The sequence below is a fragment of the Vibrio sp. VGrn 2 genome, from assembly GCF_009361695.1.
GTDB lineage: Bacteria > Pseudomonadota > Gammaproteobacteria > Enterobacterales > Vibrionaceae > Vibrio > Vibrio diabolicus.
In genome coordinates this window covers 184190-210125 of the sequence record NZ_RBWD01000003.1, presented here as the reverse complement: position 1 = coordinate 210125, position 25936 = coordinate 184190, and the positions used below count along the sequence as shown (strand labels likewise).

General features: G+C 45.7%; 21 protein-coding genes and 20 tRNA genes. 38 read left to right on the top strand and 3 right to left on the bottom strand.

The features are described 5' to 3' along the window. Positions 1 to 189: 189 nt before the first annotated feature. The 20 genes from D8S93_RS07500 (at position 190) to D8S93_RS07405 (ending at position 2624) form a co-directional block, all read left to right on the top strand. Positions 190 to 266, top strand: a tRNA-Met gene (locus D8S93_RS07500). A 40-nt stretch (positions 267 to 306) separates the two neighbouring features. Next, positions 307 to 391: transfer RNA gene (locus D8S93_RS07495), tRNA-Leu, on the top strand. Positions 392 to 423: 32 nt separating this feature from the next. Then, a tRNA-Gln gene (locus D8S93_RS07490) sits at positions 424 to 498 on the top strand. Positions 499 to 575: 77 nt separating this feature from the next. Then, positions 576 to 652: transfer RNA gene (locus tag D8S93_RS07485), tRNA-Met, on the top strand. Positions 653 to 706: 54 nt separating this feature from the next. Then, a tRNA-Leu gene (locus D8S93_RS07480) sits at positions 707 to 791 on the top strand. 30 nt (positions 792 to 821) lie between these two features. Next, a tRNA-Gln gene (locus D8S93_RS07475) sits at positions 822 to 896 on the top strand. A gap of 53 nt (positions 897 to 949) precedes the next feature. Further along, positions 950 to 1034 (top strand) — tRNA-Leu (locus D8S93_RS07470). A 30-nt stretch (positions 1035 to 1064) separates the two neighbouring features. After that, positions 1065 to 1139: transfer RNA gene (locus tag D8S93_RS07465), tRNA-Gln, on the top strand. 69 nt (positions 1140 to 1208) lie between these two features. Then, positions 1209 to 1293 (top strand) — tRNA-Leu (locus D8S93_RS07460). Between the two features lie 30 nt (positions 1294 to 1323). Then, positions 1324 to 1398, top strand: a tRNA-Gln gene (locus D8S93_RS07455). Between the two features lie 53 nt (positions 1399 to 1451). After that, a tRNA-Leu gene (locus D8S93_RS07450) sits at positions 1452 to 1536 on the top strand. A gap of 22 nt (positions 1537 to 1558) precedes the next feature. Next, positions 1559 to 1635: transfer RNA gene (locus tag D8S93_RS07445), tRNA-Met, on the top strand. Positions 1636 to 1689: 54 nt separating this feature from the next. Next, a tRNA-Leu gene (locus D8S93_RS07440) sits at positions 1690 to 1774 on the top strand. Between the two features lie 30 nt (positions 1775 to 1804). Continuing rightward, a tRNA-Gln gene (locus D8S93_RS07435) sits at positions 1805 to 1879 on the top strand. Positions 1880 to 1932: 53 nt separating this feature from the next. Then, positions 1933 to 2017: transfer RNA gene (locus D8S93_RS07430), tRNA-Leu, on the top strand. Between the two features lie 22 nt (positions 2018 to 2039). After that, positions 2040 to 2116, top strand: a tRNA-Met gene (locus tag D8S93_RS07425). A 46-nt stretch (positions 2117 to 2162) separates the two neighbouring features. Further along, a tRNA-Leu gene (locus D8S93_RS07420) sits at positions 2163 to 2247 on the top strand. Between the two features lie 29 nt (positions 2248 to 2276). Continuing rightward, positions 2277 to 2361: transfer RNA gene (locus tag D8S93_RS07415), tRNA-Leu, on the top strand. Positions 2362 to 2411: 50 nt separating this feature from the next. After that, positions 2412 to 2486, top strand: a tRNA-Gln gene (locus tag D8S93_RS07410). 53 nt (positions 2487 to 2539) lie between these two features. Continuing rightward, positions 2540 to 2624: transfer RNA gene (locus D8S93_RS07405), tRNA-Leu, on the top strand. Between the two features lie 135 nt (positions 2625 to 2759). Here the strand turns inward: D8S93_RS07405 and D8S93_RS07400 are convergent. Further along, the gene (locus tag D8S93_RS07400; RefSeq protein WP_152812651.1) at positions 2760 to 3938 is read right to left on the bottom strand and encodes a 2-octaprenyl-3-methyl-6-methoxy-1,4-benzoquinol hydroxylase; all 1179 of its coding nucleotides are present in this window, start codon (positions 3936 to 3938) and stop codon (positions 2760 to 2762) included. A gap of 257 nt (positions 3939 to 4195) precedes the next feature. Between D8S93_RS07400 and miaB the strand changes: the two genes are divergently transcribed. The 5 genes from miaB to lnt all read left to right on the top strand — a co-directional run bounded on the left by miaB (position 4196) and on the right by lnt (position 9832). Then, positions 4196 to 5620, top strand: a complete 1425-nt coding sequence (miaB, locus tag D8S93_RS07390; protein ID WP_005391310.1) for a tRNA (N6-isopentenyl adenosine(37)-C2)-methylthiotransferase MiaB — start codon at positions 4196 to 4198, stop codon at positions 5618 to 5620. 73 nt (positions 5621 to 5693) lie between these two features. After that, on the top strand, positions 5694 to 6791 hold the full coding sequence (locus D8S93_RS07385; protein WP_005373033.1) for a PhoH family protein: 1098 nt from the start codon (positions 5694 to 5696) through the stop codon (positions 6789 to 6791). Positions 6792 to 6793: 2 nt separating this feature from the next. Next, a complete protein-coding gene (ybeY, locus tag D8S93_RS07380) occupies positions 6794 to 7258 on the top strand; it encodes an rRNA maturation RNase YbeY (RefSeq protein WP_104974404.1) in 465 nt (154 codons plus the stop codon). 105 nt (positions 7259 to 7363) lie between these two features. Further along, a complete protein-coding gene (gene corC / locus D8S93_RS07375) occupies positions 7364 to 8263 on the top strand; it encodes a CNNM family magnesium/cobalt transport protein CorC (RefSeq protein ID WP_005384118.1) in 900 nt (299 codons plus the stop codon). Positions 8264 to 8296: 33 nt separating this feature from the next. Next, positions 8297 to 9832: an apolipoprotein N-acyltransferase gene (gene lnt, locus D8S93_RS07370; protein WP_152812649.1), complete on the top strand. Its 1536-nt coding sequence runs from the start codon at positions 8297 to 8299 to the stop codon at positions 9830 to 9832. A 229-nt stretch (positions 9833 to 10061) separates the two neighbouring features. On the opposite strand, the gene D8S93_RS07365 is transcribed toward lnt, so the two are convergent. Further along, complete coding sequence (locus D8S93_RS07365) at positions 10062 to 10532, bottom strand: zinc ribbon-containing protein (protein ID WP_005373024.1); 471 nt, start codon at positions 10530 to 10532, stop codon at positions 10062 to 10064. A 153-nt stretch (positions 10533 to 10685) separates the two neighbouring features. On the opposite strand from D8S93_RS07365, the gene leuS reads away from it, so the two are divergent. From leuS to lipA, 12 genes are all read left to right on the top strand, one after another. Continuing rightward, entirely contained in the window at positions 10686 to 13259 is a 2574-nt protein-coding gene (gene leuS, locus D8S93_RS07360) for a leucine--tRNA ligase (protein WP_005391313.1), read from the top strand. A gap of 152 nt (positions 13260 to 13411) precedes the next feature. Beyond that, complete coding sequence (gene lptE, locus D8S93_RS07355) at positions 13412 to 13951, top strand: LPS assembly lipoprotein LptE (RefSeq protein ID WP_005373019.1); 540 nt, start codon at positions 13412 to 13414, stop codon at positions 13949 to 13951. 5 nt (positions 13952 to 13956) lie between these two features. Then, on the top strand, positions 13957 to 14976 hold the full coding sequence (gene holA, locus D8S93_RS07350) for a DNA polymerase III subunit delta (RefSeq protein WP_124008591.1): 1020 nt from the start codon (positions 13957 to 13959) through the stop codon (positions 14974 to 14976). 88 nt (positions 14977 to 15064) lie between these two features. After that, positions 15065 to 15382, top strand: a complete 318-nt coding sequence (gene rsfS / locus D8S93_RS07345; RefSeq protein ID WP_005373015.1) for a ribosome silencing factor — start codon at positions 15065 to 15067, stop codon at positions 15380 to 15382. A 4-nt stretch (positions 15383 to 15386) separates the two neighbouring features. Further along, positions 15387 to 15857, top strand: a complete 471-nt coding sequence (gene rlmH / locus D8S93_RS07340; protein WP_017821762.1) for a 23S rRNA (pseudouridine(1915)-N(3))-methyltransferase RlmH — start codon at positions 15387 to 15389, stop codon at positions 15855 to 15857. Positions 15858 to 15886: 29 nt separating this feature from the next. Beyond that, positions 15887 to 17803, top strand: a complete 1917-nt coding sequence (gene mrdA, locus D8S93_RS07335; RefSeq protein WP_005391316.1) for a penicillin-binding protein 2 — start codon at positions 15887 to 15889, stop codon at positions 17801 to 17803. Then, positions 17803 to 18924 carry a rod shape-determining protein RodA gene (rodA, locus tag D8S93_RS07330; RefSeq protein ID WP_005391317.1) on the top strand — a complete coding sequence of 374 codons (1122 nt, stop codon included), beginning with the start codon at positions 17803 to 17805 and terminating at the stop codon, positions 18922 to 18924. The genes mrdA and rodA overlap by 1 nt, the downstream gene beginning before the upstream one ends. A gap of 2 nt (positions 18925 to 18926) precedes the next feature. Further along, the gene (locus D8S93_RS07325; RefSeq protein WP_152812647.1) at positions 18927 to 19730 is read left to right on the top strand and encodes a septal ring lytic transglycosylase RlpA family protein; all 804 of its coding nucleotides are present in this window, start codon (positions 18927 to 18929) and stop codon (positions 19728 to 19730) included. A 90-nt stretch (positions 19731 to 19820) separates the two neighbouring features. Further along, complete coding sequence (locus D8S93_RS07320) at positions 19821 to 20999, top strand: serine hydrolase (protein ID WP_012842069.1); 1179 nt, start codon at positions 19821 to 19823, stop codon at positions 20997 to 20999. Between the two features lie 139 nt (positions 21000 to 21138). Beyond that, the gene (ybeD, locus tag D8S93_RS07315; protein ID WP_005384135.1) at positions 21139 to 21417 is read left to right on the top strand and encodes a DUF493 family protein YbeD; all 279 of its coding nucleotides are present in this window, start codon (positions 21139 to 21141) and stop codon (positions 21415 to 21417) included. 214 nt (positions 21418 to 21631) lie between these two features. Then, a complete protein-coding gene (gene lipB / locus D8S93_RS07310; protein WP_152812645.1) occupies positions 21632 to 22294 on the top strand; it encodes a lipoyl(octanoyl) transferase LipB in 663 nt (220 codons plus the stop codon). Further along, on the top strand, positions 22291 to 23256 hold the full coding sequence (gene lipA / locus D8S93_RS07305) for a lipoyl synthase (RefSeq protein ID WP_005391329.1): 966 nt from the start codon (positions 22291 to 22293) through the stop codon (positions 23254 to 23256). Before lipB ends, lipA begins: the two co-directional genes overlap by 4 nt. A gap of 445 nt (positions 23257 to 23701) precedes the next feature. Here lipA and glyA read toward each other — a convergent pair whose 3' ends face one another. Then, positions 23702 to 24952, bottom strand: a complete 1251-nt coding sequence (glyA, locus tag D8S93_RS07300; RefSeq protein ID WP_005391333.1) for a serine hydroxymethyltransferase — start codon at positions 24950 to 24952, stop codon at positions 23702 to 23704. 347 nt (positions 24953 to 25299) lie between these two features. Here glyA and D8S93_RS07295 point away from each other — a divergent pair, with 347 nt between their 5' ends. Continuing rightward, positions 25300 to 25902 carry a YitT family protein gene (locus D8S93_RS07295; RefSeq protein WP_031780204.1) on the top strand — a complete coding sequence of 201 codons (603 nt, stop codon included), beginning with the start codon at positions 25300 to 25302 and terminating at the stop codon, positions 25900 to 25902. The last annotated feature ends 34 nt before the right edge of the window (positions 25903 to 25936 follow it).

The window sequence follows — 25936 nt, the reverse complement described above, 5'->3', positions numbered from 1 at the left end:
CCTAACTGCGAGCTAATTTATTTCCAGTTTTAGATCATAAACACGCCTCTTTGTTTAAAAAGGAAGCGAACGAGGTTTTTTCCGAAATTTATTAAAAAAAACTGTTGACGGATCTCACTCAACTTCGCATAATGCGCGCCGTTCCCAACGACAAGGCAACAAAGCGTTGAGAGCAAAAAATATGGTTTTGGCTACGTAGCTCAGCTGGTTAGAGCACATCACTCATAATGATGGGGTCACAGGTTCGAATCCCGTCGTAGCCACCATTCCTAAGTGTTCTTTTTATCAGAGCAATTAGGAATAGATGCGGAAGTGGCGGAATTGGTAGACGCACCAGATTTAGGTTCTGGCGCCGCAAGGTGTGAGAGTTCAAGTCTCTCCTTCCGCACCATATTTTAAATAGTCATTGTGACTATTACCTGCAGGTCTATCGCCAAGCGGTAAGGCAGCGGCTTTTGATGCCGCCATTCCCTGGTTCGAATCCAGGTAGACCTGCCATTATTCAAGTGAGATTCCTTTATAAAAGGGGTTGTCACTGAGAGCGTGAAGGTTTATATTGTCTCGCTCCAAAAGATGGCTACGTAGCTCAGCTGGTTAGAGCACATCACTCATAATGATGGGGTCACAGGTTCGAATCCCGTCGTAGCCACCATGAACAACGTTATTTAGGTTTTTACCAATTACCTTGATAACTACAGAATAAGTTGCGGAAGTGGCGGAATTGGTAGACGCACCAGATTTAGGTTCTGGCGCCGCAAGGTGTGAGAGTTCAAGTCTCTCCTTCCGCACCATTATTGAAGTCTCTTTTATTAGAGCAATGTAGGGCTATCGCCAAGCGGTAAGGCAGCGGCTTTTGATGCCGCCATTCCCTGGTTCGAATCCAGGTAGCCCTGCCACATACAATGATATTAAGATTTTACCAATTATCTTGATATCTACAGATCAAGTTGCGGAAGTGGCGGAATTGGTAGACGCACCAGATTTAGGTTCTGGCGCCGCAAGGTGTGAGAGTTCAAGTCTCTCCTTCCGCACCATTATTGAAGTCTCTTGTATTAGAGCAATGTAGGGCTATCGCCAAGCGGTAAGGCAGCGGCTTTTGATGCCGCCATTCCCTGGTTCGAATCCAGGTAGCCCTGCCATTATTTTCCTTGAAATAGAGGAACGATATTGAGATTTTACCAATTATCTTGATATCTACAGTATAAGTTGCGGAAGTGGCGGAATTGGTAGACGCACCAGATTTAGGTTCTGGCGCCGCAAGGTGTGAGAGTTCAAGTCTCTCCTTCCGCACCATTATTAAAGCCTCTTTTATTAGAGCAATGTAGGGCTATCGCCAAGCGGTAAGGCAGCGGCTTTTGATGCCGCCATTCCCTGGTTCGAATCCAGGTAGCCCTGCCATATACAACGATATTGAGATTTTACCAATTATCTTGATATCTACAGATCAAGTTGCGGAAGTGGCGGAATTGGTAGACGCACCAGATTTAGGTTCTGGCGCCGCAAGGTGTGAGAGTTCAAGTCTCTCCTTCCGCACCATTCTTGATCAAAAGTTTAAAATGGCTACGTAGCTCAGCTGGTTAGAGCACATCACTCATAATGATGGGGTCACAGGTTCGAATCCCGTCGTAGCCACCATAAACAACGTTATTTAGGTTTTTACCAATTACCTTGATAACTACAGAATAAGTTGCGGAAGTGGCGGAATTGGTAGACGCACCAGATTTAGGTTCTGGCGCCGCAAGGTGTGAGAGTTCAAGTCTCTCCTTCCGCACCATTATTAAAGCCTCTTTTATTAGAGCAAAGTAGGGCTATCGCCAAGCGGTAAGGCAGCGGCTTTTGATGCCGCCATTCCCTGGTTCGAATCCAGGTAGCCCTGCCATATACAACGATATTGAGATTTTACCAATTATCTTGATATCTACAGATCAAGTTGCGGAAGTGGCGGAATTGGTAGACGCACCAGATTTAGGTTCTGGCGCCGCAAGGTGTGAGAGTTCAAGTCTCTCCTTCCGCACCATTCTTGATCAAAAGTTTAAAATGGCTACGTAGCTCAGCTGGTTAGAGCACATCACTCATAATGATGGGGTCACAGGTTCGAATCCCGTCGTAGCCACCATTGATTGGATTGTTAGCATAAGCTATCAGTCACGTAGATTTAAGATGCGGAAGTGGCGGAATTGGTAGACGCACCAGATTTAGGTTCTGGCGCCGCAAGGTGTGAGAGTTCAAGTCTCTCCTTCCGCACCATCTTAAATTAATCTACACTATCAGAATACGCGGAAGTGGCGGAATTGGTAGACGCACCAGATTTAGGTTCTGGCGCCGTAAGGTGTGAGAGTTCAAGTCTCTCCTTCCGCACCATTCTTTCTCTCGGTAAGAGAGGTTAAGTAGTCTTTGACTATTTACGCTGTAGGGCTATCGCCAAGCGGTAAGGCAGCGGCTTTTGATGCCGCCATTCCCTGGTTCGAATCCAGGTAGCCCTGCCATATACAACGATATTGAGATTTTACCAATTATCTTGGTATCTACAGATCAAGTTGCGGAAGTGGCGGAATTGGTAGACGCACCAGATTTAGGTTCTGGCGCCGCAAGGTGTGAGAGTTCAAGTCTCTCCTTCCGCACCATTATCGGAAAACCCAGCATGATTTTGCTGGGTTTTTTCTTTTTTTGGTTCTGGACTCGGGAAATCATTAGATTTGCCGAATTAAAAAAGCGAGCTCATGGCTCGCTTTTTTTCTATCTGTGGATTGAGTAACTTACTACATACCTAACGCATATTTCAGTACTTGAGCCTTGATCGGTCCTGAGTTTTCAGCAAACTTCAATGCAGCATTACGTACAAACTTCAATGGCCCAAGATCGTTGCTAAAACCTTTATAGAAAAAGTCCATGCCTGTCTGCATGAGTAAGTTGTCAGGTCGACGTGCACGTTCGTATTTCGCGAGTAAGGCATCTTCCAGCTGTTCTTTGTGTTCTGTTACCGAAAGGAGAACGTCTACATCTTTGAAGCCTAAGTTTACCCCTTGCCCTGCAAGCGGATTGATCGTATGAGCAGAGTCACCCACTAATACGCAATTTTTGCTTGAGTAGCCTTGCGCATGACGACGAGTGAGTGGGAATGAGCCAAACTGTAAAACTTCAATATCGCCCAATTCAGCAGGGAAATGACGTAAGATTTCTTCCCTTAGTTGAGGTTTACCCATCGCACACAGTTGTTTAATGCGTTTTGGCGAGTCATACCAAACCAACGAACCTTGGCCTACTTCTTGACCGTCTTCATTAGTCAAAGAGCACAAAGGTAAAAATGAACGCGGGCCTGAAGGAGTAAATTGTTGCCAAGTGATATCTTGCTGTGGCAATTCTGTTTTCACGTTAATCAACATGCAGTGTTGTCGGTAATCCCACGCAGTCACACCAATTCCAGCCAATTGACGAACTTTAGAGTTTGCACCATCAGCACCAATTACCCAGTTAGCTTCAAACTGCACCCCACTTTCTAGTGTCACAAGGTTTACATCTGCAAACTCAATGTCTTTTAATCGCTCGGGACACATCACGGTTAGATTGTCATACTGAGAGAAGACTTGCCAAAGACCTAATTGGATTAGGCGGTTTTCAACGATATAACCTAGCTGCTCCAATGACAGTTCATCAGAGTGAAAACGAGTACGGCACTCCGGGTGCTCCCAAGTTTCTAAACGCCGATAAGGGCAAACTCGCATACTTTTAATTTCTGACCATGCGCCGAGTGAATCAAGTAACTCCACCGACTGGTGCGAAATCGCAGATACGCGAATATCCATCACCTGAGCGGCATCAAAAGCTTTGGGTTTTGCACCTTCAACCAAGACAACGCTTCTGCCCTGCTTGGCAAATCCAACAGCGACGGCTGCCCCAACCATACCGCCACCGATCACGGCGATGTCATACTTGTTCATTTTTCACTCTTCATCGTGCTGATTAATTGGCGTTTTTTATTGTACTTTCCATGGCTATTTTTACAAAATTGTTTAACAAAAAACCTTGTTCTGCATAGGGCGAAAAACTAGATTTCATCAGGCTTTGCAGAGAATTAGCCAGATCACTAGTCAGGTGCTTTTTAAAGCAGTACAATACGCCGCTTACCGCCGTGATGGCGGCTATAATTTGAGCAATAGCTCTCCAATTTAAGTACAACTGAACGAGCGAAAGTGAGATGAGTAAGAAACTGCTAATTAAAACCTGGGGCTGCCAGATGAACGAATACGATTCATCAAAAATGGCCGACCTGCTTAATGCTGCAAACGGCTACGAGCTGACGGAAGAGCCAGAGGAAGCAGACGTACTTCTACTTAACACCTGTTCGATCCGTGAAAAAGCGCAAGAGAAAGTTTTCCACCAGCTTGGCCGCTGGAAAACACTAAAAGATAAAAAACCTGGCGTAGTTATCGGTGTAGGTGGTTGTGTAGCAACGCAAGAAGGTGACCATATTCGTGAACGTGCACCATACGTCGACGTTATTTTTGGCCCACAAACTCTGCACCGCCTACCTGAGATGATCAAACAATCTCAGTCGGATGACGCACCAGTTATGGACATTTCGTTCCCAGAGATCGAAAAGTTCGACCGCCTACCAGAGCCTCGTGCAGAAGGCGCGACAGCATTCGTTTCTATTATGGAAGGCTGCTCGAAGTACTGTACTTACTGTGTCGTACCGTACACTCGTGGTGAAGAAGTAAGCCGTCCAATGGATGACGTGCTGTTCGAAATCGCACAGCTTGCTGAACAAGGCGTACGTGAAGTAAACCTACTGGGTCAAAACGTAAACGCGTACCGCGGTCCAACACACGACGGTGAAATCTGTTCATTTGCAGAACTGCTTCGTTTGGTTGCGTCTATCGATGGTATCGACCGTATTCGTTTCACAACGAGCCACCCGCTAGAATTCACTGACGACATCATCGCGGTTTACGAAGATACGCCTGAGCTTGTGAGCTTCCTGCACTTACCTGTGCAAAGTGGTAGTGACCGTATCCTAACTATGATGAAACGCCCTCACACCGCTATCGAGTACAAGTCGATCATCCGTAAACTACGTAAAGCTCGTCCTGATATTCAAATCAGTTCAGACTTTATTGTTGGTTTCCCTGGTGAGACAGACAAAGACTTCCAAGACACAATGAAGCTAATCAAAGATGTAGACTTTGACATGAGCTTCAGCTTCATCTTCTCTCCACGTCCAGGTACGCCAGCAGCGGATTACCCTTGTGATGTATCAGAACAAGTGAAGAAAGAGCGCCTTTACGAACTACAGCAAACTATCAATGCTCAAGCGATGCGTTACTCTCGCTTAATGCTTGGCACAGAACAACGTGTTCTAGTTGAAGGTCCTTCGAAGAAAAACCTAATGGAACTGCGCGCTCGTACAGAAAACAACCGTGTAGTAAACTTTGAAGGTAGTGCAGACCTAATTGGTCAGTTCGTTGATGTGAAGATCGTAGACGTATTTGCGAACTCACTGCGTGGTGAGCTAGTACGTACTGAAAAAGACATGGATCTTCGTAGTGTGATTTCCCCAACGCAGATGATGGCGAAAACACGTCGCGAAGATGAGCTGGGTGTAGCTACTTTTACGCCATAAGCTCGTATAAATAGCCATGGAGAGCCTGGTCGTTATCAGGCTCTCATTAAGTGGCAAAAAATGAGAGGCAACATTGAGTAATAAAATCGTAACTCTAGAAATTAACCTAGAACCTTCCGACAACCGCCGACTTGCTAGCCTGTGCGGTCCATTCGATGACAACATCAAGCATTTAGAACGTCGTCTAGGCGTTGAAATTAACCACCGTAGTGACCATTTTACAATTGTCGGTAAACCTCATACCGCATCAGCTGCGCTGGATATCCTGAAAACTCTGTATGTTGATACCGCACCTGTACGAGGTGAGATCCCAGACATTGAGCCTGAACAGATCCATTTAGCGATTAAAGAGTCTGGTGTTCTTGAGCAGAATACTGAGTCTAATATAGAGCATGGTAAAGAAGTCTTCGTCAAAACCAAGAAAGGCGTGATCAAACCACGTACGCCAAACCAAGCTCAGTACTTGGTTAATATGGTCACGCATGATATTTCTTTTGGTATTGGCCCGGCTGGTACAGGTAAAACTTATCTTGCTGTTGCAGCAGCAGTTGACGCACTAGAGCGCCAAGAGATCCGTCGTATTCTATTGACGCGCCCTGCGGTTGAAGCCGGTGAGAAACTGGGCTTCCTACCTGGTGACTTAAGCCAGAAAGTCGACCCATACCTACGTCCGCTATACGATGCCCTATTTGAAATGTTGGGCTTTGAGCGCGTAGAGAAGCTGATTGAACGTAACGTGATTGAGGTAGCCCCTCTTGCTTACATGCGTGGTCGTACTCTAAACGACGCTTTCATCATTCTTGATGAGAGTCAGAACACCACGGTTGAGCAGATGAAGATGTTCCTAACGCGTATTGGTTTTAACTCTCGCGCAGTTATCACTGGTGACGTCACGCAAATCGACTTACCTCGTGGTGCAAAATCAGGTCTTCGTCATGCTATTGAAGTATTAAGCGAAGTCGACGACATCAGCTTTAACTTCTTCTTAGCAGACGACGTTGTACGTCACCCAGTGGTTGCTCGTATCGTTAACGCGTATGAGAAGTGGGAAGCACAAGACCAGAAAGAGCGTAAAGAGTTCGAGAAGCGTCGTCGTGAAGAACGCGATGCGAAGTTACTAGAAGCAGCAAAAGCTGAACTGAATGCACAAGTTGCTTCCACTAAGGAATAATCATGGCGATTGAACTTGATCTGCAACTGGCAGTCGAAAATGAAGAAGGGCTGCCTTCGCAGCAAGATTTCCAATTGTGGCTAAATAAGACGATTCCTCTCTTCCAACCACAAGCCGAAGTCACCATTCGCATTGTTGATGAACAAGAAAGTCACACGCTTAACCATGAGTATCGTGGTAAAGATAAACCGACCAATGTGTTGTCTTTTCCATTTGAAGCCCCTCCAGGTATGGAGATAGATTTACTTGGCGACTTAATTATTTGCCGCCAAGTCGTTGAAAAAGAGGCAATTGAACAGAACAAGCCTCTGTTAGCACATTGGGCGCATATGGTTGTACATGGCAGCTTGCATCTGCTAGGTTATGATCATATCGAGGATGACGAAGCCGAAGAGATGGAGTCCCTCGAAACCGAAATCATGCAAGGTATGGGCTATGAAGACCCTTACATTGCTGAAAAAGAGTAGCCATTGGCTATTCAGCAGGGAAAGGCGAACCACCAAAATGATTCTCGTGTTCGCCTCTCTATGTGTGCTATCACACTTCTGATAGCGTTACTTAATTGAGAAACAATGAACGAAGATAATTCTCCCTCTTCTAACGAAGATAAGAAAGAAAAGGCAGAAGGTCCGAGTAGAAAGTCCTTCTTTGAACGTCTAGGTCAATTATTTCAGGGCGAACCAAAAGATCGCCAAGAGCTTGTGGATGTTATCCGTGACTCTGAAGTCAATGACCTGATTGACCATGACACCCGCGATATGCTTGAAGGTGTTATGGAAATCTCCGAAATGCGCGTGCGTGACATTATGATCCCGCGTTCGCAAATGGTTACGGTTGAGCGTACTCACGACCTTGATACCTTGGTTGCCTTGATTACCGATGCTCAACACTCTCGCTACCCTGTGATCAGCGAAGATAAAGACCATGTGGAAGGCATTCTTCTTGCGAAGGACTTACTTAAATACTTAGGCTCAGGCAGTAATCCATTTGATATCGAAGAAGTTATTCGACCAGCCGTTGTGGTACCGGAAAGTAAACGCGTTGATCGACTGCTGAAAGAGTTCCGTGAAGAACGTTATCATATGGCCATTGTTGTCGATGAATTCGGTGGTGTTTCTGGTCTTGTGACCATTGAAGATATCCTTGAAGAAATCGTCGGGGATATCGAAGATGAATTCGATGAAAGCGAAGAGACAGACATTCGTAAGCTTAGCAAGCATACGTTTGCTGTCAGAGCGCTGACAACCATCGAAGAGTTTAATGAGACATTTGGAACTAACTTCAGCGATGAGGAAGTAGATACCGTTGGTGGCATGGTCATGACTGCCTTTGGTCACTTACCTTCTCGTGGTGAACTGGTTGAAATTGAAGGTTACAACTTCAAAGTCACCGCTGCCGATAACCGTCGTGTCATTCAACTCCAAGTGACGATCCCAGACGAAGAAACCCTGGTTGAAGCCACTCAAGAGTAACGCGATACCCATTGGGAATCTCAGAAAATTATAATGATGAATGAACTCTTTCATCGCCTCAAGCGGCCCTTAGTGGCCGCTTTTGTTGGCGCCTCTACTACGCTCGCTTTTGCACCTTACCAGTTGTGGCCTGTTGCCATTCTTAGCCCAGCTATTCTACTGATTCTTCTTGCTAACCAAACTCCGAAACGTGCACTGTGGATTGGCTATGCTTGGGGGTTGGGTCAATTTGCAACTGGCGTTAGCTGGGTTTACGTCAGTATCTCCGGCTTTGGTGGCATGCCACTGATTGCCAATTTATTTTTAATGGGCTTGCTTGTCGCCTACTTGGCTGTTTATTCAGGCTTATTTGCTTGGCTTAACAACAAGCTATTTCCTCAATTCACACTCACAAAAGCGCTTCTCGCTGCGCCCGCTTTATGGCTAATCAGTGATTGGTTGCGTGGTTGGGTGATGACCGGCTTCCCGTGGCTATGGCTAGGCTACAGCCAGATTGATGCTCCACTAGCAAGCTTTGCGCCTATCGGTGGCGTGGAACTGCTCACTCTGTTTATCCTTATTAGTGCGGGGGCATTAGCCTATGCTTGGGTTCATAAACAGTGGCTGATGGTGATTATTCCTGCGGTACTACTCAGCACAGGCTTTGGGATTCGTAACTACGATTGGGTAACACCTCGGCCAGAAGACACGACTAAGCTCGCGCTGATTCAAGGTAACGTTGACCAAAACCTTAAGTGGCTGCCAAGCCAACGTTGGCCAACCATCATGAAATACGCCGATCTCACTCGTGAAAACTGGGACGCTGATATTATCGTCTGGCCAGAAGCTGCAATTCCTGCTTTTGAAATTGAAGTGCCTTCATTTTTGAGCAATATCGACAGTGCAGCAAAAATGAATAACAGCGCAATCATCACTGGTGTCGTCAACCAAGCTGAAGATCGACAGTTCTACAACAGTATCCTGTCCCTTGGCATCACACCATACGGTGACTACAGTTTCGACTTGAGCGAACGCTACCATAAGCATCACCTATTACCGTTTGGTGAGTTTGTACCATTTGAAGATATTTTGCGCCCATTAGCGCCATTCTTTAACTTACCGATGTCGTCGTTTAGCCGTGGGGCTTTTGTGCAGCCCAACATCATTGCGAATGGCATGCACATGGCACCAGCGCTTTGCTATGAGATCATCTTTAATGAGCAAGTGCGTCAAAATGTGACTGACGAAACAGACTTCATTCTAACGCTATCGAACGACGCATGGTTTGGTCACTCTATCGGCCCTCTTCAGCATATGGAGATCGCCCGTATGCGTGCCTTAGAATTAGGTAAACCGCTCATCCGCTCGACTAACAACGGATTAACAGCGGTAACCGATCACAAGGGTAAAATCGTTGAGCAAGTACCGCAGTTTGAAACTGCAGTACTGCGCGCAGAGCTCACCCCAACCGATGGGAAAACGCCATATCGAATCGTTGGTACTTGGCCATTGTATATTTGGGTTGGATTAAGTTTAGCGCTGGCTTTCGGTTTAAGAAGAAAACAGAGTTATACCAATCACAGTAAATAAGTGATCAGAAATTGCGTAGGAAAAATGCTTGAGAACAAGGCAAAAATTTTCGATAAGTAGTTATTCTACAATCAAAATTTTTAACGCAGTTATCGAGTATTTTAACAAGCTAGAATGACCAGTTATTTACTACGATTGGTATTAAGAGCAGCTTGAAAGTAGAAAAGACAAAAAAGAGGCGACCAAGCCTCTTTTTTATTCATTGCATTATACAGTCGTTACGCGCCATTTATGGCTTTAATGACTGGCGAGTAAAGCCTTTGTGACCACATTTAATACACGGAATGATTACAGTTGGGTGGTTATACGTTGTCTTGTGACCACACTCATCACAGACCAAAGTACCTAAGCCTATCACCTCTCCTGCTTCATATAGCCCTTGATGCTCTAAGTCATCGAACAACTCAACCCACTCAACTTTAGTTCGGTCTGTAATCTCTAACAACCCTTGCCATATCGAGTCCGCAATCGTTAAGTAAAACGGGCCGCTTTTGCTATCCTCGTAACTCTCTGAAAACTCTTTTAAGTCTGCTTTAAGGTATGCTTTGATTAAAGCTAATTCATCTTTGGTCAAGTCATTAGCAGCATCCACCACTTTGCCCGACGTCTCAATCGCTTTGTTAACTTCTTCCGGACTGTGCTTCAAGGTTTCAATCACATCCTCGAGCATTTCCTCATAACCTGTTTTACGTTTAGGCATAACTGACCTCCATCTTTCTCCTACCTGCGTCACTTAAGGGCGCATGGGTACAGATTGGCTATTGTTGTGATCCCTAGCTTTAGGTATTCTATGACGATCTATTTAAGTCTGTTCTAACCGAACTCACAAATTCCAAGATAACGGATACCATCGATGCAAGAACAATACAACCCACAAGATATTGAACAAAAAGTTCAAAAGCACTGGGATGACAACAAAACCTTTGTTGTAAGTGAAGACCCAAATAAAGAAAAATTCTACTGTCTATCCATGTTCCCATACCCAAGTGGTCGACTGCACATGGGTCACGTGCGCAACTACACTATCGGTGATGTAGTATCTCGTTTCCAACGCCTACAAGGCAAAAACGTGATGCAACCAATCGGTTGGGACGCATTCGGTCTACCAGCAGAAAACGCAGCAGTAAAAAACAAAACTGCGCCAGCACCTTGGACTTACGAAAACATCGAATACATGAAGAACCAACTTAAGCTTCTAGGCTTTGGTTACGATTGGAACCGTGAATTCGCAACTTGTACACCGGAGTACTACCGCTGGGAGCAAGAGTTCTTCACTAAGCTTTACGAGAAAGGTTTAGTTTACAAGAAGACTTCTTCTGTTAACTGGTGTCCTAACGACCAAACTGTTCTTGCAAACGAGCAGGTTGAAGACGGTTGTTGCTGGCGTTGTGATACGCCTGTAGAGCAAAAAGAAATCCCTCAATGGTTCATCAAAATCACTGAGTACGCTCAAGAGCTACTAGACGACCTAGACAAGCTTGAAGGCTGGCCTGAAATGGTGAAAACCATGCAGCGCAACTGGATTGGCCGCTCTGAAGGCGTTGAGCTGAAGTTTGAAGTTAAGGGTCAACAAGACCTAGAAGTTTACACAACACGTCCAGATACGCTAATGGGTGTGACTTACGTGGGCATCGCAGCCGGCCACCCTCTTGCAGCTCTTGCTGCAGAGAACAACCCAGAGCTTGCAGCGTTTATCGACGAATGTAAGAACAACAAGGTTGCAGAAGCTGAGCTAGCGACAATGGAGAAGAAAGGTATGGCTACTGGCCTTACTGCTATTCATCCATTGAACGGACGTGAAGTACCAGTATACGTAGCAAACTTCGTATTGATGGACTACGGTACAGGCGCGGTAATGGCAGTACCTGCACACGACCAACGTGACTACGAGTTCGCAACGAAGTACGGTCTAGACATCGTGCCAGTTATCAAGCCTGCTGATGGCAGCGAGCTAGACATCTCTGAAGCGGCATACACAGAGAAAGGTGTACTGTTCGATTCAGGTGAATTCGACGGCCTAGAATTCCAAGCGGCGTTCGATGCAATTGCAGCGAAACTAGAAGCAGAAGGCAAAGGCACTAAGACTGTAAACTTCCGTCTACGCGACTGGGGTGTATCTCGTCAACGTTACTGGGGCGCACCAATCCCAATGGTAACGACTGAAGACGGTGAAGTTCACCCAGTACCTGCTGACCAACTACCAGTGATTCTTCCAGAAGACGTGGTAATGGACGGCGTAACCAGCCCAATCAAAGCAGATAAAGAATGGGCGAAGACCACATTCAACGGCGAACCGGCTCTACGTGAGACAGATACGTTCGATACGTTCATGGAATCTTCTTGGTACTACGCGCGTTACTGTTCACCGCAAGCAGACGACATCCTAGATCCAGAAAAAGCAAACTACTGGCTACCAGTAGACCAGTACATCGGCGGTATCGAGCACGCTTGTATGCACCTACTGTACTCACGCTTCTTCCACAAGTTGCTACGTGACGCGGGCTACGTAACGTCTGACGAACCGTTCAAGCAGCTACTGTGTCAAGGCATGGTACTGGCAGACGCGTTCTACTTCGAGAACGAGAAAGGCGGTAAAGAATGGGTTGCTCCAACAGACGTAGCTGTTGAACGTGATGGTAAAGGCCGCATTACTTCTGCTAAAGACACTGAAGGTCGCGATGTAACGCACTCAGGCATGATCAAGATGTCTAAGTCTAAGAACAATGGTATCGACCCTCAAGAAATGGTAGACAAGTACGGCGCTGACACAGTACGTCTATTCATGATGTTCGCGTCTCCAGCGGACATGACACTTGAATGGCAAGAGTCTGGCGTAGAAGGTGCGAACCGCTTCCTAAAACGTGTTTGGAAACTAGTGAAAGAGCACACAGCGAAAGGCGCAGCAGAAGCAGTAGATACCGCAGCACTTTCTGGTGATCAAAAAGCACTTCGCCGTGACGTTCACAAAACTATCGCGAAAGTGACGGACGATATCGCTCGTCGTCAAACATTCAACACCGCGATCGCAGCGATCATGGAGCTGATGAACAAACTAGCGAAAGCGCCTCAAGAATCTGCGCAAGATCGTGCAATCCTTGACGAAGCACTGAAAGCTATCGTTGTCATGCTTTACCCTATCACTCCTCATATCTCATACGAGCTATGGGCAGCACTAGGTGAAACAGACATTGATAACGCGGCATGGCCGACGTTTGACGAAAAAGCGCTAGTTGAAGACGAAAAAACTATCGTTGTTCAAGTTAACGGTAAGCTACGTGCGAAGCTAACAGTTCCAGCGGATATCTCTAAAGACGACATCGAACAACTTGGTCTAAACGACGAAAACGTGGTTAAGTTCACTGATGGCCTGACTATTCGTAAAGTCATTTACGTTCCAGGTAAACTGCTGAACATCGTTGCAAACTAATCACAGCTTGCAATTTGTCTCTGTTTAGCGAACTTATTTGTTAACCAAGAGTCATTAAACAGGGTAGTTTTCTACCCTGTTTATTTACCTCAAACCATTCACATGAGTGGTTTAAGGTAAATAACCCCTTCAATTTAGGATGAATACAATCAATGCGCTTTTTCTCTTTGATTAAACTACCAGTGGTATTGGTATTAGCGGGGCTTCTTTCTGCCTGTGGTTTTCACCTTCGCGGCGAGTATTCCGTACCGGAAGAGCTGCACACCATGTCTTTCTCCAGCTACGATGAATACAGTGAATTAACTCGCTATGTACGCTCTCAACTCGAACTGAACAAAGTTGAACTTGTTCAACCATCATCGACTGTACCCAACCTTCATTTGACGGAAGCGACAATCGATGAGCGTACACTATCACTTTATCAAAATAGCCGTGCAGCAGAAAAAGAGCTGACATACGTAGTAAAATACCGTGTGACGATTCCTGGCTATGGTTCTAAAAACTTTACGACAACAGTAAACCGCAACTACCTAGACAACCCGTTAACGGCACTTGCAAAATCTGTTGAACGTGACGTAATTGAAGACGAGATGCGCTTGCAAGCTGCAAAACAGATGATGCGCCAGTTGGGCCGTATTCGTGCCGAATATGAAGCAGGACAAATCTCTGAGCCAGCGAACACAAACTCTTAATCACTATGCGAATTTATGCCGATAAATTAACGGATCATTTAACTAAACACGTTAAACAAGTTTACCTAATCTTTGGTAATGAGCCGTTACTGATTCAAGAGAGCCGCCAAGCAATCCAAAAGGCAGCGTTTCAACAAGGTTTTGAGGAAAAACACCGTTTTGCGGTAGACGCAAGCATCGACTGGAATCAAGTTTACGATTGCTTCCAAGCGATGAGCCTGTTCTCAAACCGTCAATTGATCGAGCTTGAAATTCCAGAGAGTGGCGTGACAACCGCCGTCAGCAAAGAGCTGCAAACACTGTGTGATATGCTGCATGATGACATCATGCTCGTCATTGTTGGTAGCAAACTGACCAAAGCCCAAGAAAATGCGAAATGGTTCAAAGCATTAAGCTCAAAAGGCGACTGGGTAAGCTGTTTGTCGCCAGATCTACAACGCTTACCTATGTTCATTCAGGCACGTTGCCGCGCGTTGGGCCTAAAACCCGATCAACAATCACTGCAAATGTTGGCTCAATGGCATGAAGGCAACCTGTTTGCATTGTCACAAAGCTTAGAGAAATTGGCCCTACTCTACCCGGATGGTGAGCTGACCATCATACGTTTAGAGGAAGCCCTAAGTCGCCATAATCACTTTACTACGTTTAACTGGATAGACGCCTTACTGGCAGGTAAAGCAAACCGTGCACAACGTATTCTTCGCCAACTTGAGGCGGAAGGGGTCGAGACCGTGATCTTGATTCGAAGTGTACAAAAAGAGTTGAGCCAACTTTTAAATATGCATCAAGACTTAACTCAAATGGGAATGAACCAGGTATTTGAGAAATATCGAGTTTGGCAAAACAAGCGTCCACTCTATAACGCAGCACTGACCCGCTTGTCGGCGAGTCGTATTTGTGCATTGCTCTCCTTGTTGGCTCAAGCAGAGATAAAAGCCAAAACTCAATATGACGAGTCTGTATGGCCAACTATTCATCAGTTGAGCTTAGAAACCTGCTCTCCTGATATTAAGCTGGCAATTTAAAAATCAAAGCGTGATATAGTGCGCGACCTGTTTTGCAAGCAAGAATGTAAAACACTGTAGAGATAAGAGACAAACCGAGGAAAACCGAGTGCTTCGCGAAGAACTGAAAGACTTTTTAGCTGACAAAGCCGACGACATGAAAGCGGAAGACATTATCGTCCTAAACGTGGAAGATAAATCAAGCGTGACAGATTACATGATCATCTGTACTGGCACATCCAAACGCCACGTTTCATCCATCGCTGACCACGTTGCAACAGAAGTGAAAAAAGCCGGTCTTGAGCCACTAGGAATGGAAGGTGAAAACGAAGGTGAATGGGTAGTCCTAGATATGGGCGACGCCATGCTTCACGTGATGCAAGAAGAGCACCGCGAACTCTACCAGCTAGAAAAACTCTGGGGTTAATCTTTTGAAAATTCAACTAATTGCTGTTGGCACAAAAATGCCAAAATGGGTTGAGGAAGGCTTTCAAGAATATCGTCGCCGTTTCCCACATGATATGCCATTGGAGTTGATTGAAATCTCTGCTGGCAAACGTGGAAAAAATGCCGATATCGCTCGTATCCTGCAAAAAGAAGGGGAAGCGATGCTCGCTGCGGTACCAAAAGGCAACCGTATCGTCACGTTAGATATCCCAGGTAAAAAATGGGACACTCCTCAACTCGCTGAGCAGTTAGAAGCTTGGAAATTAGATGGCCGTGATGTATCAATCTTAATCGGCGGTCCTGAAGGACTCGCTCCTGCATGCAAAGCTGCAGCAGACCAAAGCTGGTCATTGTCTGCCTTAACGCTACCCCACCCTTTAGTGCGTATCGTCATGGCAGAAAGCTTGTACCGAGCGTGGAGCATCACCGCGAACCATCCTTACCACCGCGAATAATTGTTGTTTAACTTTAGAGCCAAGCGTTAATGATTCGTAAGCGCCGCAGTCAAATCCGAGATTATCAAGCCGAAGCGCGTCTGTTTGCCAGCCGCGCTATTGTCGCTTTTATCGGCATTGTTCTCTTGATGGGAGCTCTGGTCGCCAATATGTACAACATTCAGGTGAACCAGTTTCAAGATTATCAAACCCGCTCGAACGATAACCGTATCAAAGTGGTTCCTATCGCGCCTAACCGAGGTCTGATTTATGACCGAAATGGTGTTTTACTGGCAGAGAACCGTCCCGTCTTTAACTTAGAACTGACTCCAGAAAAAATTAAAGACATTGATGCAACCATCCAAGAACTACAAACCATTCTGGAAATTACCCCAGATCAGATTGAACGTTTCCACCAAGAGCGTAAACGGACTCGTCGATTTAAGTCGGTCCCACTGCTTACCCAACTGAACGAAAAACAAGTAGCGGTATTCTCCGTCAATCAGTACCGCTTTCCTGGTGTAGAAATAAGTGCGACCTTAAAGCGCTACTACCCTTTCAGCGAAGTATTAACCCACGTGATTGGTTACGTTTCTCGAATCAATGATCGCGACATGCAGCGCCTGATCCGAGAAGAAAAAGACGCAAACTATCAAGCCACTCGCGATATTGGTAAGCTGGGTATCGAAAAATACTACGAAGACCTCTTACACGGTACGGCCGGATATCAAGAAGTCGAGGTAAACAGTCGCGGCAGAGTAATTCGTACGTTAAAGTACGTTCCACCTGTACCCGGAAAAGACATCGTTTTAAACCTTGATATCAACTTGCAGCTGTACGTACACCAATTATTGGATGGCCGTCGAGGCAGTGCTGTAGTGATCGATCCTAGAGACAACGGCGTACTGGCTATGGTTTCAAGCCCTAGCTACGACCCTAACTCGTTCGTGCACGGAATCTCAGGGAAAGACTATCGCGCCCTTTTGAACGATAAAAACCGTCCTTTGGTCAACCGTACCACACTTGGCATTTACCCACCTGCGTCTACCATCAAACCATTTATGGCGGTAGCCGCGCTGCAAGAAGGTGTCGTCACACCTAACACCACGCGAAATGATCCTGGTTATTGGCGCATACCAAACTCCAACACTCGCCCATTCCGTGACTGGTTGCGTTGGGGGCACGGACGCGTCGATATCATTAAGTCGATCGAAGAGTCTGTTGATACCTTCTACTATCAAATCGCTTATGACATGGGTATTGACCGCATTTCGAATTGGATGATGATGTTCGGTTTTGGTGATTACACTGGCATCGATATCTACGAAGAAAGTAAGGCGAATATGCCGACTCGTGACTGGAAAATGTCTCGCCATAAAACCCCATGGTATAAAGGTGATACGATCCCTGTGGGTATCGGCCAAGGTTATTGGACAGCAACACCAATGCAAATCGCCAAAGCGACCTCCGTATTAGTAAATGAGGGAGAAGTGATCGCACCTCACTTACTAAAAGCGACGATAGAGAACGGCAACGACTTCGAAGAACAACAAACAACAGAATACGTGACTTACCCGCCAATCAAGAATGTACCGAAAAAGTACTGGGATATGGCGAAAGAAGGTATGCGTCGTGTAAACCATGGCACGCGCGGAACAGCTCGACGCTCATTCTACAAAATGAGTTATCAAACAGCGGGTAAATCAGGTACTGCACAGGTCTTCGGTCTGGGTGAAAACGAAGAGTACAACGCAGATGAGATCGCCGAACACTTACGTGACCATGCGTTATTTACTGGCTTTGCACCATTTGATGATCCAAAAGTGGTCGTCACTGTAGTACTAGAAAACGCCGGCGGTGGTTCTAGCAACGGTGCCCCAGTAGTAAGGAAAATTTTTGACCGAGTCGTTCTAGGCCCAGAAGAAATTGAGCCTGAAAACAATGCGAAGAAAGAGGTAAAACAGTAATGAAGATGGATCCCTCTACAGGTAAAAATCGCGCCCTGTTTGAACGCTTCCATATCGACTTACCACTCCTACTTGGCATATTGGCCCTGATGGGGTTTGGCCTAGTGATCATGTACAGCGCCAGTGGCCAAAGTTTACTGATGATGGATCGCCAAGCTATGCGGATGGTGCTTTCACTCGTTGTGATGATCGTTCTTGCGCAGCTTTCTCCACGAACCTACGAGAGCCTGGCACCTTTGATGTTCGTCGGCGGCGTCATACTGCTCTTTGGCGTGCTGTTTTTCGGTGAAGCCTCGAAAGGCGCACAGCGTTGGCTTAACCTCGGTTTTGTGCGCTTTCAACCTTCCGAGTTATTGAAGCTCGCGGTGCCATTAATGGTGGCACGCTATGTTGGTCGACAGCCCCTTCCGCCAACGCTAAAAACACTCATCGTTGCACTGATTATGGTCTGCTTGCCAACCATCCTCATTGCAAAACAGCCTGACTTAGGGACCTCTATTCTAATCGCCGCTTCCGGTATTTTTGTTATCTTCCTCGCGGGCATTAGTTGGAAAATCATCGCTGGTGCTGCAATTGCACTGGGTGGTTTCATTCCGATTTTGTGGTTTTTCTTGATGCGTGAGTATCAAAAAGTACGAGTTCGTACTCTGTTTAATCCAGAGTCAGATCCGCTTGGTGCGGGCTACCACATTATTCAGAGTAAAATTGCGATTGGCTCCGGTGGTATTTCCGGTAAAGGCTGGTTGCAAGGTACTCAGTCACAACTGGAATTTCTTCCTGAACGACACACTGACTTTATCTTTGCAGTAATTGCTGAAGAATGGGGTATGATTGGCTTCCTTTGCCTTTTAGCCATCTATCTATTTATTATTGGACGAGGTTTATACCTCGCCAGCCAAGCGCAAACCGCATTTGGACGAATGATGGCAGGCAGTATTGTACTCAGCTTCTTCGTGTATATTTTTGTAAATATTGGCATGGTAAGTGGCATCCTACCTGTAGTAGGTGTACCGTTGCCACTCATTAGTTATGGCGGCACATCAATGGTAACCTTGATGGCTGGCTTTGGTATTCTGATGTCAATTCATACGCACCGAAAAGCATTCTCTAAGGCGACCTAGACATGCAAAAACGCGCTTTATATTCCTTGGTTTTCTCTGCTCTTATTTTGGCAGGCTGTTCATCAACTAGCCAAAAAGAACAAGAAGGCCGTTACGAACTCGAATCCGATGTTGCACCGGATACACCGCTTTCAGTCGAACACATCGAGGATGCGCACCCTAAATATGAACCTTACAGCTTAGGTGGCAACAAGGATTACCACTTGCGCGGAAAAGACTACAAGATAGTTCGCGATGCCAAAGGCTTTAAAGAAAAAGGCCGCGCATCTTGGTATGGGAAGAAGTTCCAAGGTCATTTGACTTCTAATGGCGAAATCTATGACATGTACTCAATGACGGCTGCGCATAAAACGCTACCGTTACCAAGTTACGTAAAAGTCACCAACACTGACAACGGCAAAACTGCCGTAGTACGAGTTAATGACCGAGGTCCGTTTCACGATGGCCGTATTATCGATTTAAGCTATGCCGCAGCACATAAGTTAGATGTGATAAAAACAGGTACAGCGAACGTGGAAATTGAAGTAATCAGTATCAATCAGCCCACGGATAAAAAATCATTAGAAGCGCACCCTAAGTACGTTATTCAGGTGGCATCATCAAAAAATGAAGAACGCGCACGAACTTTAGGGACAGAGCTTGGTCAAAAACTGGATACAGAAACTTTCCTAGAAAATGCGAAAGAGTCTTATCGCTTGTTGTTAGGGCCATTTACTGACTATTCCCTGACGCAAGCCACTCTAGATAAAGTAAAGTTGCTCGGCTATTCGTCTGCATTTATTAAAAAACACAACACTGCCAAATGACCTAGTGTCATGAATTTCTCCTCGATCCCCTCTTACATAGCTGGGGATTCTGATAAGATGTCCGCAGTTAACCCAAAAATTTGAATTACCATGAATAAAAATAAGTTTGTGAAATCTATTCTCGTTTCTTCGGTTGCCCTTTCTGCAACTTTCGCTCAATCTGCTCTTGCATCACCTATCGTTGTTCCAGATGCCCCTCAAATCGCGGCGAAGGGCTACGTACTGATGGATTACCATTCAGGTAAAGTACTGGCAGAGAAAGAGATGAACACAAAATTGTCTCCAGCTAGTCTGACTAAGATGATGACCAGCTACGTAATCGGCCAAGAACTAGCGCGTGGTAATATCTCAGAAGATGACGATGTCACCATCAGTAAAAATGCATGGGCGAAAAACTTCCCTGAATCATCAAAAATGTTCATTGAAGTAGGCACAACTGTAAAAGTACGTGACCTAAACCGCGGTATCATTGTCCAGTCTGGTAACGATGCCTGTGTAGCGATGGCTGAACACATTGCAGGCTCAGAAGATGCGTTTGTTGACCTAATGAACGCTTGGGCCAACACACTAGGTATGACGAACTCGCACTTTGCCAACGTTCATGGTCTAGATAACGCCGAGCTGTACTCGACACCATACGACATGGCATTGCTAGGTAAAGCCCTGATCCGTGACGTACCAAATGAGTACCGCGTGTACTCAGAGAAGAAATTCACTTACAACGGCATCACCCAATACAACCGTAACGGTCTACTTTGGGATAAGAGCATGAACGTTGACGGCATCAAAACGGGTCACACAAGCAATGCGGGTTACAGCCTAGTAAGTTCAGCAACTGAAGGCCAAATGCGTTTGGTTGCGGTCGTTATGGGCACGAAAGATGCCAATGCTCGTAAGTCAGAAAGCAAAAAGCTACTAAGCTACGGCTTCCGTTTCTTCGAAACAGTAGCACCGCACAAAGCAGGTGAAACGTTCGTTGAAGAAAAAGTGTGGATGGGTAACAAAGACACTGTAGCGTTGGGCCTTGACCAAGATACTTACGTAACACTACCACGTGGTGAAGCGAAAAACCTAAAAGCCAGCTTCGTCCTTGAAAAAGAGCTAGAAGCCCCAATTAATAAAGGTGATGTAGTTGGTAAGCTATACTATCAGATCGATGGTGAAGATATTGCCGAATACCCACTAATGGCACTAGAAACCGTAGAGCAAGGTAGTCTATTTAGCCGCATGTGGGATTACATCGTATTGTTATTCAAGAGCTTCTTCTAAGAAGAACGTTAGAGTAGCAAACTTATTCGCAAAGCCGCCTGAAAGGGCGGCTTTTTAAGTTTGAGATCCTCGTCTTGAGTTCCCCCTAATTTGACTGTACTATTTCGCACCGCAACGAATATCTACTGGAGTTATCGATATGCTAACCATCAACTCTGATGCAAAATTAAAAGACCTGCTTGAGTTCCCTTGTTCATTTACTTACAAGGTAATGGGTCATGCAAAGCCTGAACTTCCAGAGCTTGTTCTTGAAGTTATTCAGCGCCATGCTCCAGGTGACTACAGCCCGACCGTTAAACCAAGTGCTAAGGGCAACTACCACTCGGTATCAATCAACATCACTGCGACGTCTATCGAGCAAGTTGAGACGCTATACAAAGAGTTAGGTGAAATTGACATCGTGCGCATGGTTCTATAATTTTTTGATAGATTAAATTTTTTTTGATAGATTAAATTTTTTTTGATAGATTAAATTTTTTTTGAAAGCAGCTTCGGCTGCTTTCTTTTTATTTATCAACCAGATAACAAAACTTTACATCGCTTTCAGTTAAAAATCTGTTACTCAGCGGTAGAGCATCAGGGTTATCCGGTTTATAATCCAAAAACTTTATATATTAGCAACAGGAATTCCCATGCAACACCAACTTGTTGTAAAACGACTTGGCCGCCAAGACTATGAGCCTGTATGGAAGGCGATGCATGAGTTCACCGACCAACGCACAGAAGAAACCCCTGATGAAGTCTGGTTGGTAGAACATAACCCAGTATTTACGCAAGGTCAGGCAGGTAAAGCTGAGCACCTTATTAACACTGGTGACATTCCTGTTGTACAAAGTGATCGCGGAGGCCAGGTTACGTATCATGGCCCTGGTCAGTTGGTCGCCTATTTCTTGCTCAACTTACGCCGCAAAAAATTAGGTGTACGAGATCTCGTTACCACTATCGAGAACCTCGTGATCAACACGCTAAAAGCATACAATATCGATTCGGCCGCGCGACCTGACGCACCAGGCGTTTACGTTGAGGGTAAAAAAATATGCTCTCTCGGTTTACGCATTCGTAAAGGATGCTCGTTTCATGGCTTAGCCTTGAACGTAAATATGGATTTAACACCGTTTCTGCGTATTAACCCTTGTGGTTATGAAGGTATGGAAATGGTTCAGGTCAGCCAATTTGGCGGCCCAGACAATGTAGAAGCCGTAGAAAAACAATTAATAGAAGAACTCGTTACTTTGCTCGACTATGAGCAAGTAGAATTCAGCACAGAAGCACCTTCTCAAGGTAATAAAGCATGAGCAAACCAATCCAGATGGAAAAAGGCGTTAAATATCGTGACGCCGATAAAATGGCATTGATTCCCGTAAAGAACATGCCTACAGAGCAGAAAGAAGTGCTACGTAAGCCTGATTGGATGAAGATCAAGCTACCAGCCGACAGCCAACGAATTCAAGACATCAAGGCGGCGATGCGCAAGAATAAACTTCACTCCGTATGTGAAGAAGCATCTTGCCCTAACCTAGCGGAATGTTTTAACCACGGTACAGCTACCTTCATGATCCTAGGTGCTATTTGTACTCGTCGTTGTCCTTTCTGTGACGTTGCTCATGGCCGCCCATTACCACCGGAAGCAGAAGAGCCTCAAAAACTGGCGAAAACCATCGCCGATATGAAGCTGAAATACGTAGTAATCACCTCTGTAGACCGTGACGATCTGCGTGATGGTGGTGCACAGCACTTTGCCGACTGTAACCGCGAGATCCGTGCGTTGAACCCGCATATTAAGATTGAAACTCTGGTTCCTGACTTCCGTGGTCGTATGGACGTAGCGCTTGATCTAATGAAAGATAACCCGCCAGATGTCTTCAACCACAACCTAGAAACAGCGCCACGTCTTTACCGTAAAGCTCGCCCAGGTGCAAACTACAAGTGGTCGCTGGAGCTTCTTAAGAAGTTCAAAGAGCAGCATCCAGATGTACCGACCAAATCTGGTTTGATGATGGGTCTTGGTGAAACCAAAGAAGAAATCATCGAAGTACTGAAAGATCTACGCGCACACGGCGTAACGATGCTGACTCTAGGTCAGTACTTAGCGCCAAGCCGTCACCACTTGCCAGTAGAGCGTTACGTTCCGCCATCAGAGTTTGACGAGCTAAAAGAAGTTGCACTAGAGCTTGGCTTCACGCATGCAGCGTGTGGCCCATTTGTTCGCTCTTCATACCACGCCGATATGCAGGCTCAAGGTATCGAGATTAAATAAGCACTCGCTTATTTTGAAGAGAAGGTTGGCTCAGTGCCAACCTTTTTTGTATCTGTCAAATGATGATAAAAAGCCATTCTACCTCCGTCATTCTGAACAGCGAGGAACGAGCGTGATTGAGAATCAGTTTCCAACGTACTGATGATTTTTTGGGAAACGCTGAGTAAAAGAGTGTGCCTCAACAAGATTCCTGCTCTCGCCTAGGCTCGTCGGAATGACGCGGTTTGGATATATTGAAAGGGACAGTGTTGGTAGCCATCTCCTTATCACACACTCTTCGCTATATCTCATTCCAAACGCCAGACAAACAAAAAGGCCCTCAATTGAGGACCTTTAGTATATCAATGTTCAAAATAGATGAGTCGAGTTCTAGGAGAACACACGGAGTTTGCGCGAGCAAGTGAGTATGTTCGACACCGAAATTGACTCATTCTATGAAGAATAGTTAGGCGTAAACCGGTAGACGCTTACAAATTTCGAGCACTTTCTGTTTAGTCGCTTCGATAACTTCTTCGTTGCCGATGTTATCTAGAACGTCACACATCCAGTTTGCTAGCTCTTTTGCGTCTTCTTCAGTGAAGCCACGACGAGTGATCGCTGGCGTACCTACACGAATACCAGACGTTACGAATGGGCTGCGTGGGTCATTTGGTACCGAGTTTTTGTTCACTGTGATGTTTGCTGCACCTAGTGCCGCGTCTGCATCTTTACCAGTGATGTCTTTGTCGATCAGGTCCACAAGGAACAAGTGGTTTTCTGTGCCGTTAGATACGATTTTGTAGCCACGCTCTTGGAATTGACCAACCATTGCTTTTGCGTTTTTCACTACGCGAGCTTGGTAAGCTTTGAACTCTGGCTCCATCGCTTCTTTGAACGCTACTGCTTTACCAGCGATAACGTGCATTAGAGGGCCACCTTGACCACCAGGGAACACTGCTGAGTTCAATTTCTTGTACATATCTTCGCCAGCATTTGACAAGATAAGACCACCGCGAGGACCTGCTAGTGTTTTGTGCGTCGTTGTTGTTACCACGTGAGCGTGTGGAACAGGTGTTGGGTATTCGCCTGCTGCGATAAGACCCGCTACGTGCGCCATATCAACGAAAAGGTAAGCATCTACTTTGTCAGCGATTTCACGCATGCGCTTCCAATCAACGATTTGCGAGTAAGCAGAGAAACCACCGATGATCATCTTAGGCTTGTGCTCAAGCGCTAGCTGTTCCATCTCGTCATAGTTGATTTGACCCGCTTCATCGATACCGTAAGGGATAACGTTGTAGTGCTTACCAGAGAAGTTAACTGGAGAACCGTGAGTCAGGTGACCACCGTGCGCTAGGCTCATGCCTAGAACTGTATCGCCTGGGTTAAGAAGCGCCATGTAAACCGCGCTGTTTGCTTGAGAACCTGAGTGAGGCTGTACGTTCGCGTATTCACAACCGAACAGTTTACATGCACGGTCGATAGCAAGTTGTTCCGCTTTATCTACGTACTCACAACCGCCGTAGTAACGCTTGCCTGGGTAGCCTTCAGCGTATTTGTTCGTTAGCTGAGAACCTTGCGCCTCCATTACACGTGGGCTTGTGTAGTTTTCAGAAGCGATAAGTTCAATGTGTTCTTCCTGGCGAAGAGTTTCTTCCTGGATAGCTGCGAACAGTTCCGCATCGTAATCTGCGATGTTCATATCACGCTTAAGCATCTGTATCTCCTGACTCAGATTAGTACTGAAAGTTGCAAAAAAACTGTTGAATGACCCTACGCAAACGTTTTCGTCACCCTAATGGCGCGCATTCTACATAATTTGATCTGGGTCATAAAGAGAAATTTATAATTTTTCTCATGCAGTTTTTTCATGATGGCAAGCAATCTGTATCACGCCCGCATTGCAATTGCATAACGACGATCTATTGCCTGTCAATTTTGTGCTTTACACCCTGTAAAACAGCAATTACATAGGTTTACCGTAAATTTTACCCTCTAGCTACCGAAAAGATCATCTTTTTACTACTATGCACGCCTTATTTATCACTAATGACTGCAACATTGATGGAAAAACACTCATTAAAAGAAGACTGGATAGCGATTCTCACGGGTACCTTTTTGGTAGCTCAAGGCGTTTTCTTTCTCCAATCCGCAAACCTCCTAACAGGGGGTACGACAGGATTGGCTCTGCTTATTAGCCAATTTACACCTTTTACGTTTGGTGTGCTGTACTTTTTAGCAAACAGTCCCTTTTACTTGCTAGCATGGAAACGCTTCGGCCGTCATTTCGCCATTAATAGTGCCATTTCTGGCGCTTTGGTTTCTATCTTTGCCGATCATCTTTATTTGCTAATCTCGCTCGAATCGGTAAATGAAGTTTATTGTGCCGTCGCAGGTGGGCTTTTAATGGGACTCGGTATGCTGATCTTGTTCCGACATCGCTCCAGCTTAGGTGGCTTTAACGTGCTGTGTTTATTTATTCAGGACAAATTTGGCATTTCAGTTGGCAAAAGCCAAATGGCAATCGATGCGTGCATCCTGTTTGCGTCATTCTTCTTTGTCACTCCAGAAGTAATTGGTCTTTCGATTTTGGGCGCGTTTGCACTGAATGTCGTGTTAGCGATGAACCACAAGCCTCATCGCTACTCCGTGACCTACGGCTCATAAACTTTTGATGATAATTGGAGCGCAATTTATAAGA

Coding starts and splice junctions, on each gene's coding strand:
- D8S93_RS07400 (WP_152812651.1), bottom strand. CDS start 3,938: ATGAACAAGTATGACATCGCCGTGATCGGTGGCGGTATGGTTGGGGCA.
- miaB (WP_005391310.1), top strand. CDS start 4,196: ATGAGTAAGAAACTGCTAATTAAAACCTGGGGCTGCCAGATGAACGAA.
- ybeY (WP_104974404.1), top strand. CDS start 6,794: ATGGCGATTGAACTTGATCTGCAACTGGCAGTCGAAAATGAAGAAGGG.
- corC (WP_005384118.1), top strand. CDS start 7,364: ATGAACGAAGATAATTCTCCCTCTTCTAACGAAGATAAGAAAGAAAAG.
- lnt (WP_152812649.1), top strand. CDS start 8,297: ATGATGAATGAACTCTTTCATCGCCTCAAGCGGCCCTTAGTGGCCGCT.
- D8S93_RS07365 (WP_005373024.1), bottom strand. CDS start 10,532: ATGCCTAAACGTAAAACAGGTTATGAGGAAATGCTCGAGGATGTGATT.
- leuS (WP_005391313.1), top strand. CDS start 10,686: ATGCAAGAACAATACAACCCACAAGATATTGAACAAAAAGTTCAAAAG.
- lptE (WP_005373019.1), top strand. CDS start 13,412: ATGCGCTTTTTCTCTTTGATTAAACTACCAGTGGTATTGGTATTAGCG.
- holA (WP_124008591.1), top strand. CDS start 13,957: ATGCGAATTTATGCCGATAAATTAACGGATCATTTAACTAAACACGTT.
- mrdA (WP_005391316.1), top strand. CDS start 15,887: ATGATTCGTAAGCGCCGCAGTCAAATCCGAGATTATCAAGCCGAAGCG.
- rodA (WP_005391317.1), top strand. CDS start 17,803: ATGAAGATGGATCCCTCTACAGGTAAAAATCGCGCCCTGTTTGAACGC.
- D8S93_RS07325 (WP_152812647.1), top strand. CDS start 18,927: ATGCAAAAACGCGCTTTATATTCCTTGGTTTTCTCTGCTCTTATTTTG.
- D8S93_RS07320 (WP_012842069.1), top strand. CDS start 19,821: ATGAATAAAAATAAGTTTGTGAAATCTATTCTCGTTTCTTCGGTTGCC.
- ybeD (WP_005384135.1), top strand. CDS start 21,139: ATGCTAACCATCAACTCTGATGCAAAATTAAAAGACCTGCTTGAGTTC.
- lipB (WP_152812645.1), top strand. CDS start 21,632: ATGCAACACCAACTTGTTGTAAAACGACTTGGCCGCCAAGACTATGAG.
- lipA (WP_005391329.1), top strand. CDS start 22,291: ATGAGCAAACCAATCCAGATGGAAAAAGGCGTTAAATATCGTGACGCC.
- glyA (WP_005391333.1), bottom strand. CDS start 24,952: ATGCTTAAGCGTGATATGAACATCGCAGATTACGATGCGGAACTGTTC.
- D8S93_RS07295 (WP_031780204.1), top strand. CDS start 25,300: ATGGAAAAACACTCATTAAAAGAAGACTGGATAGCGATTCTCACGGGT.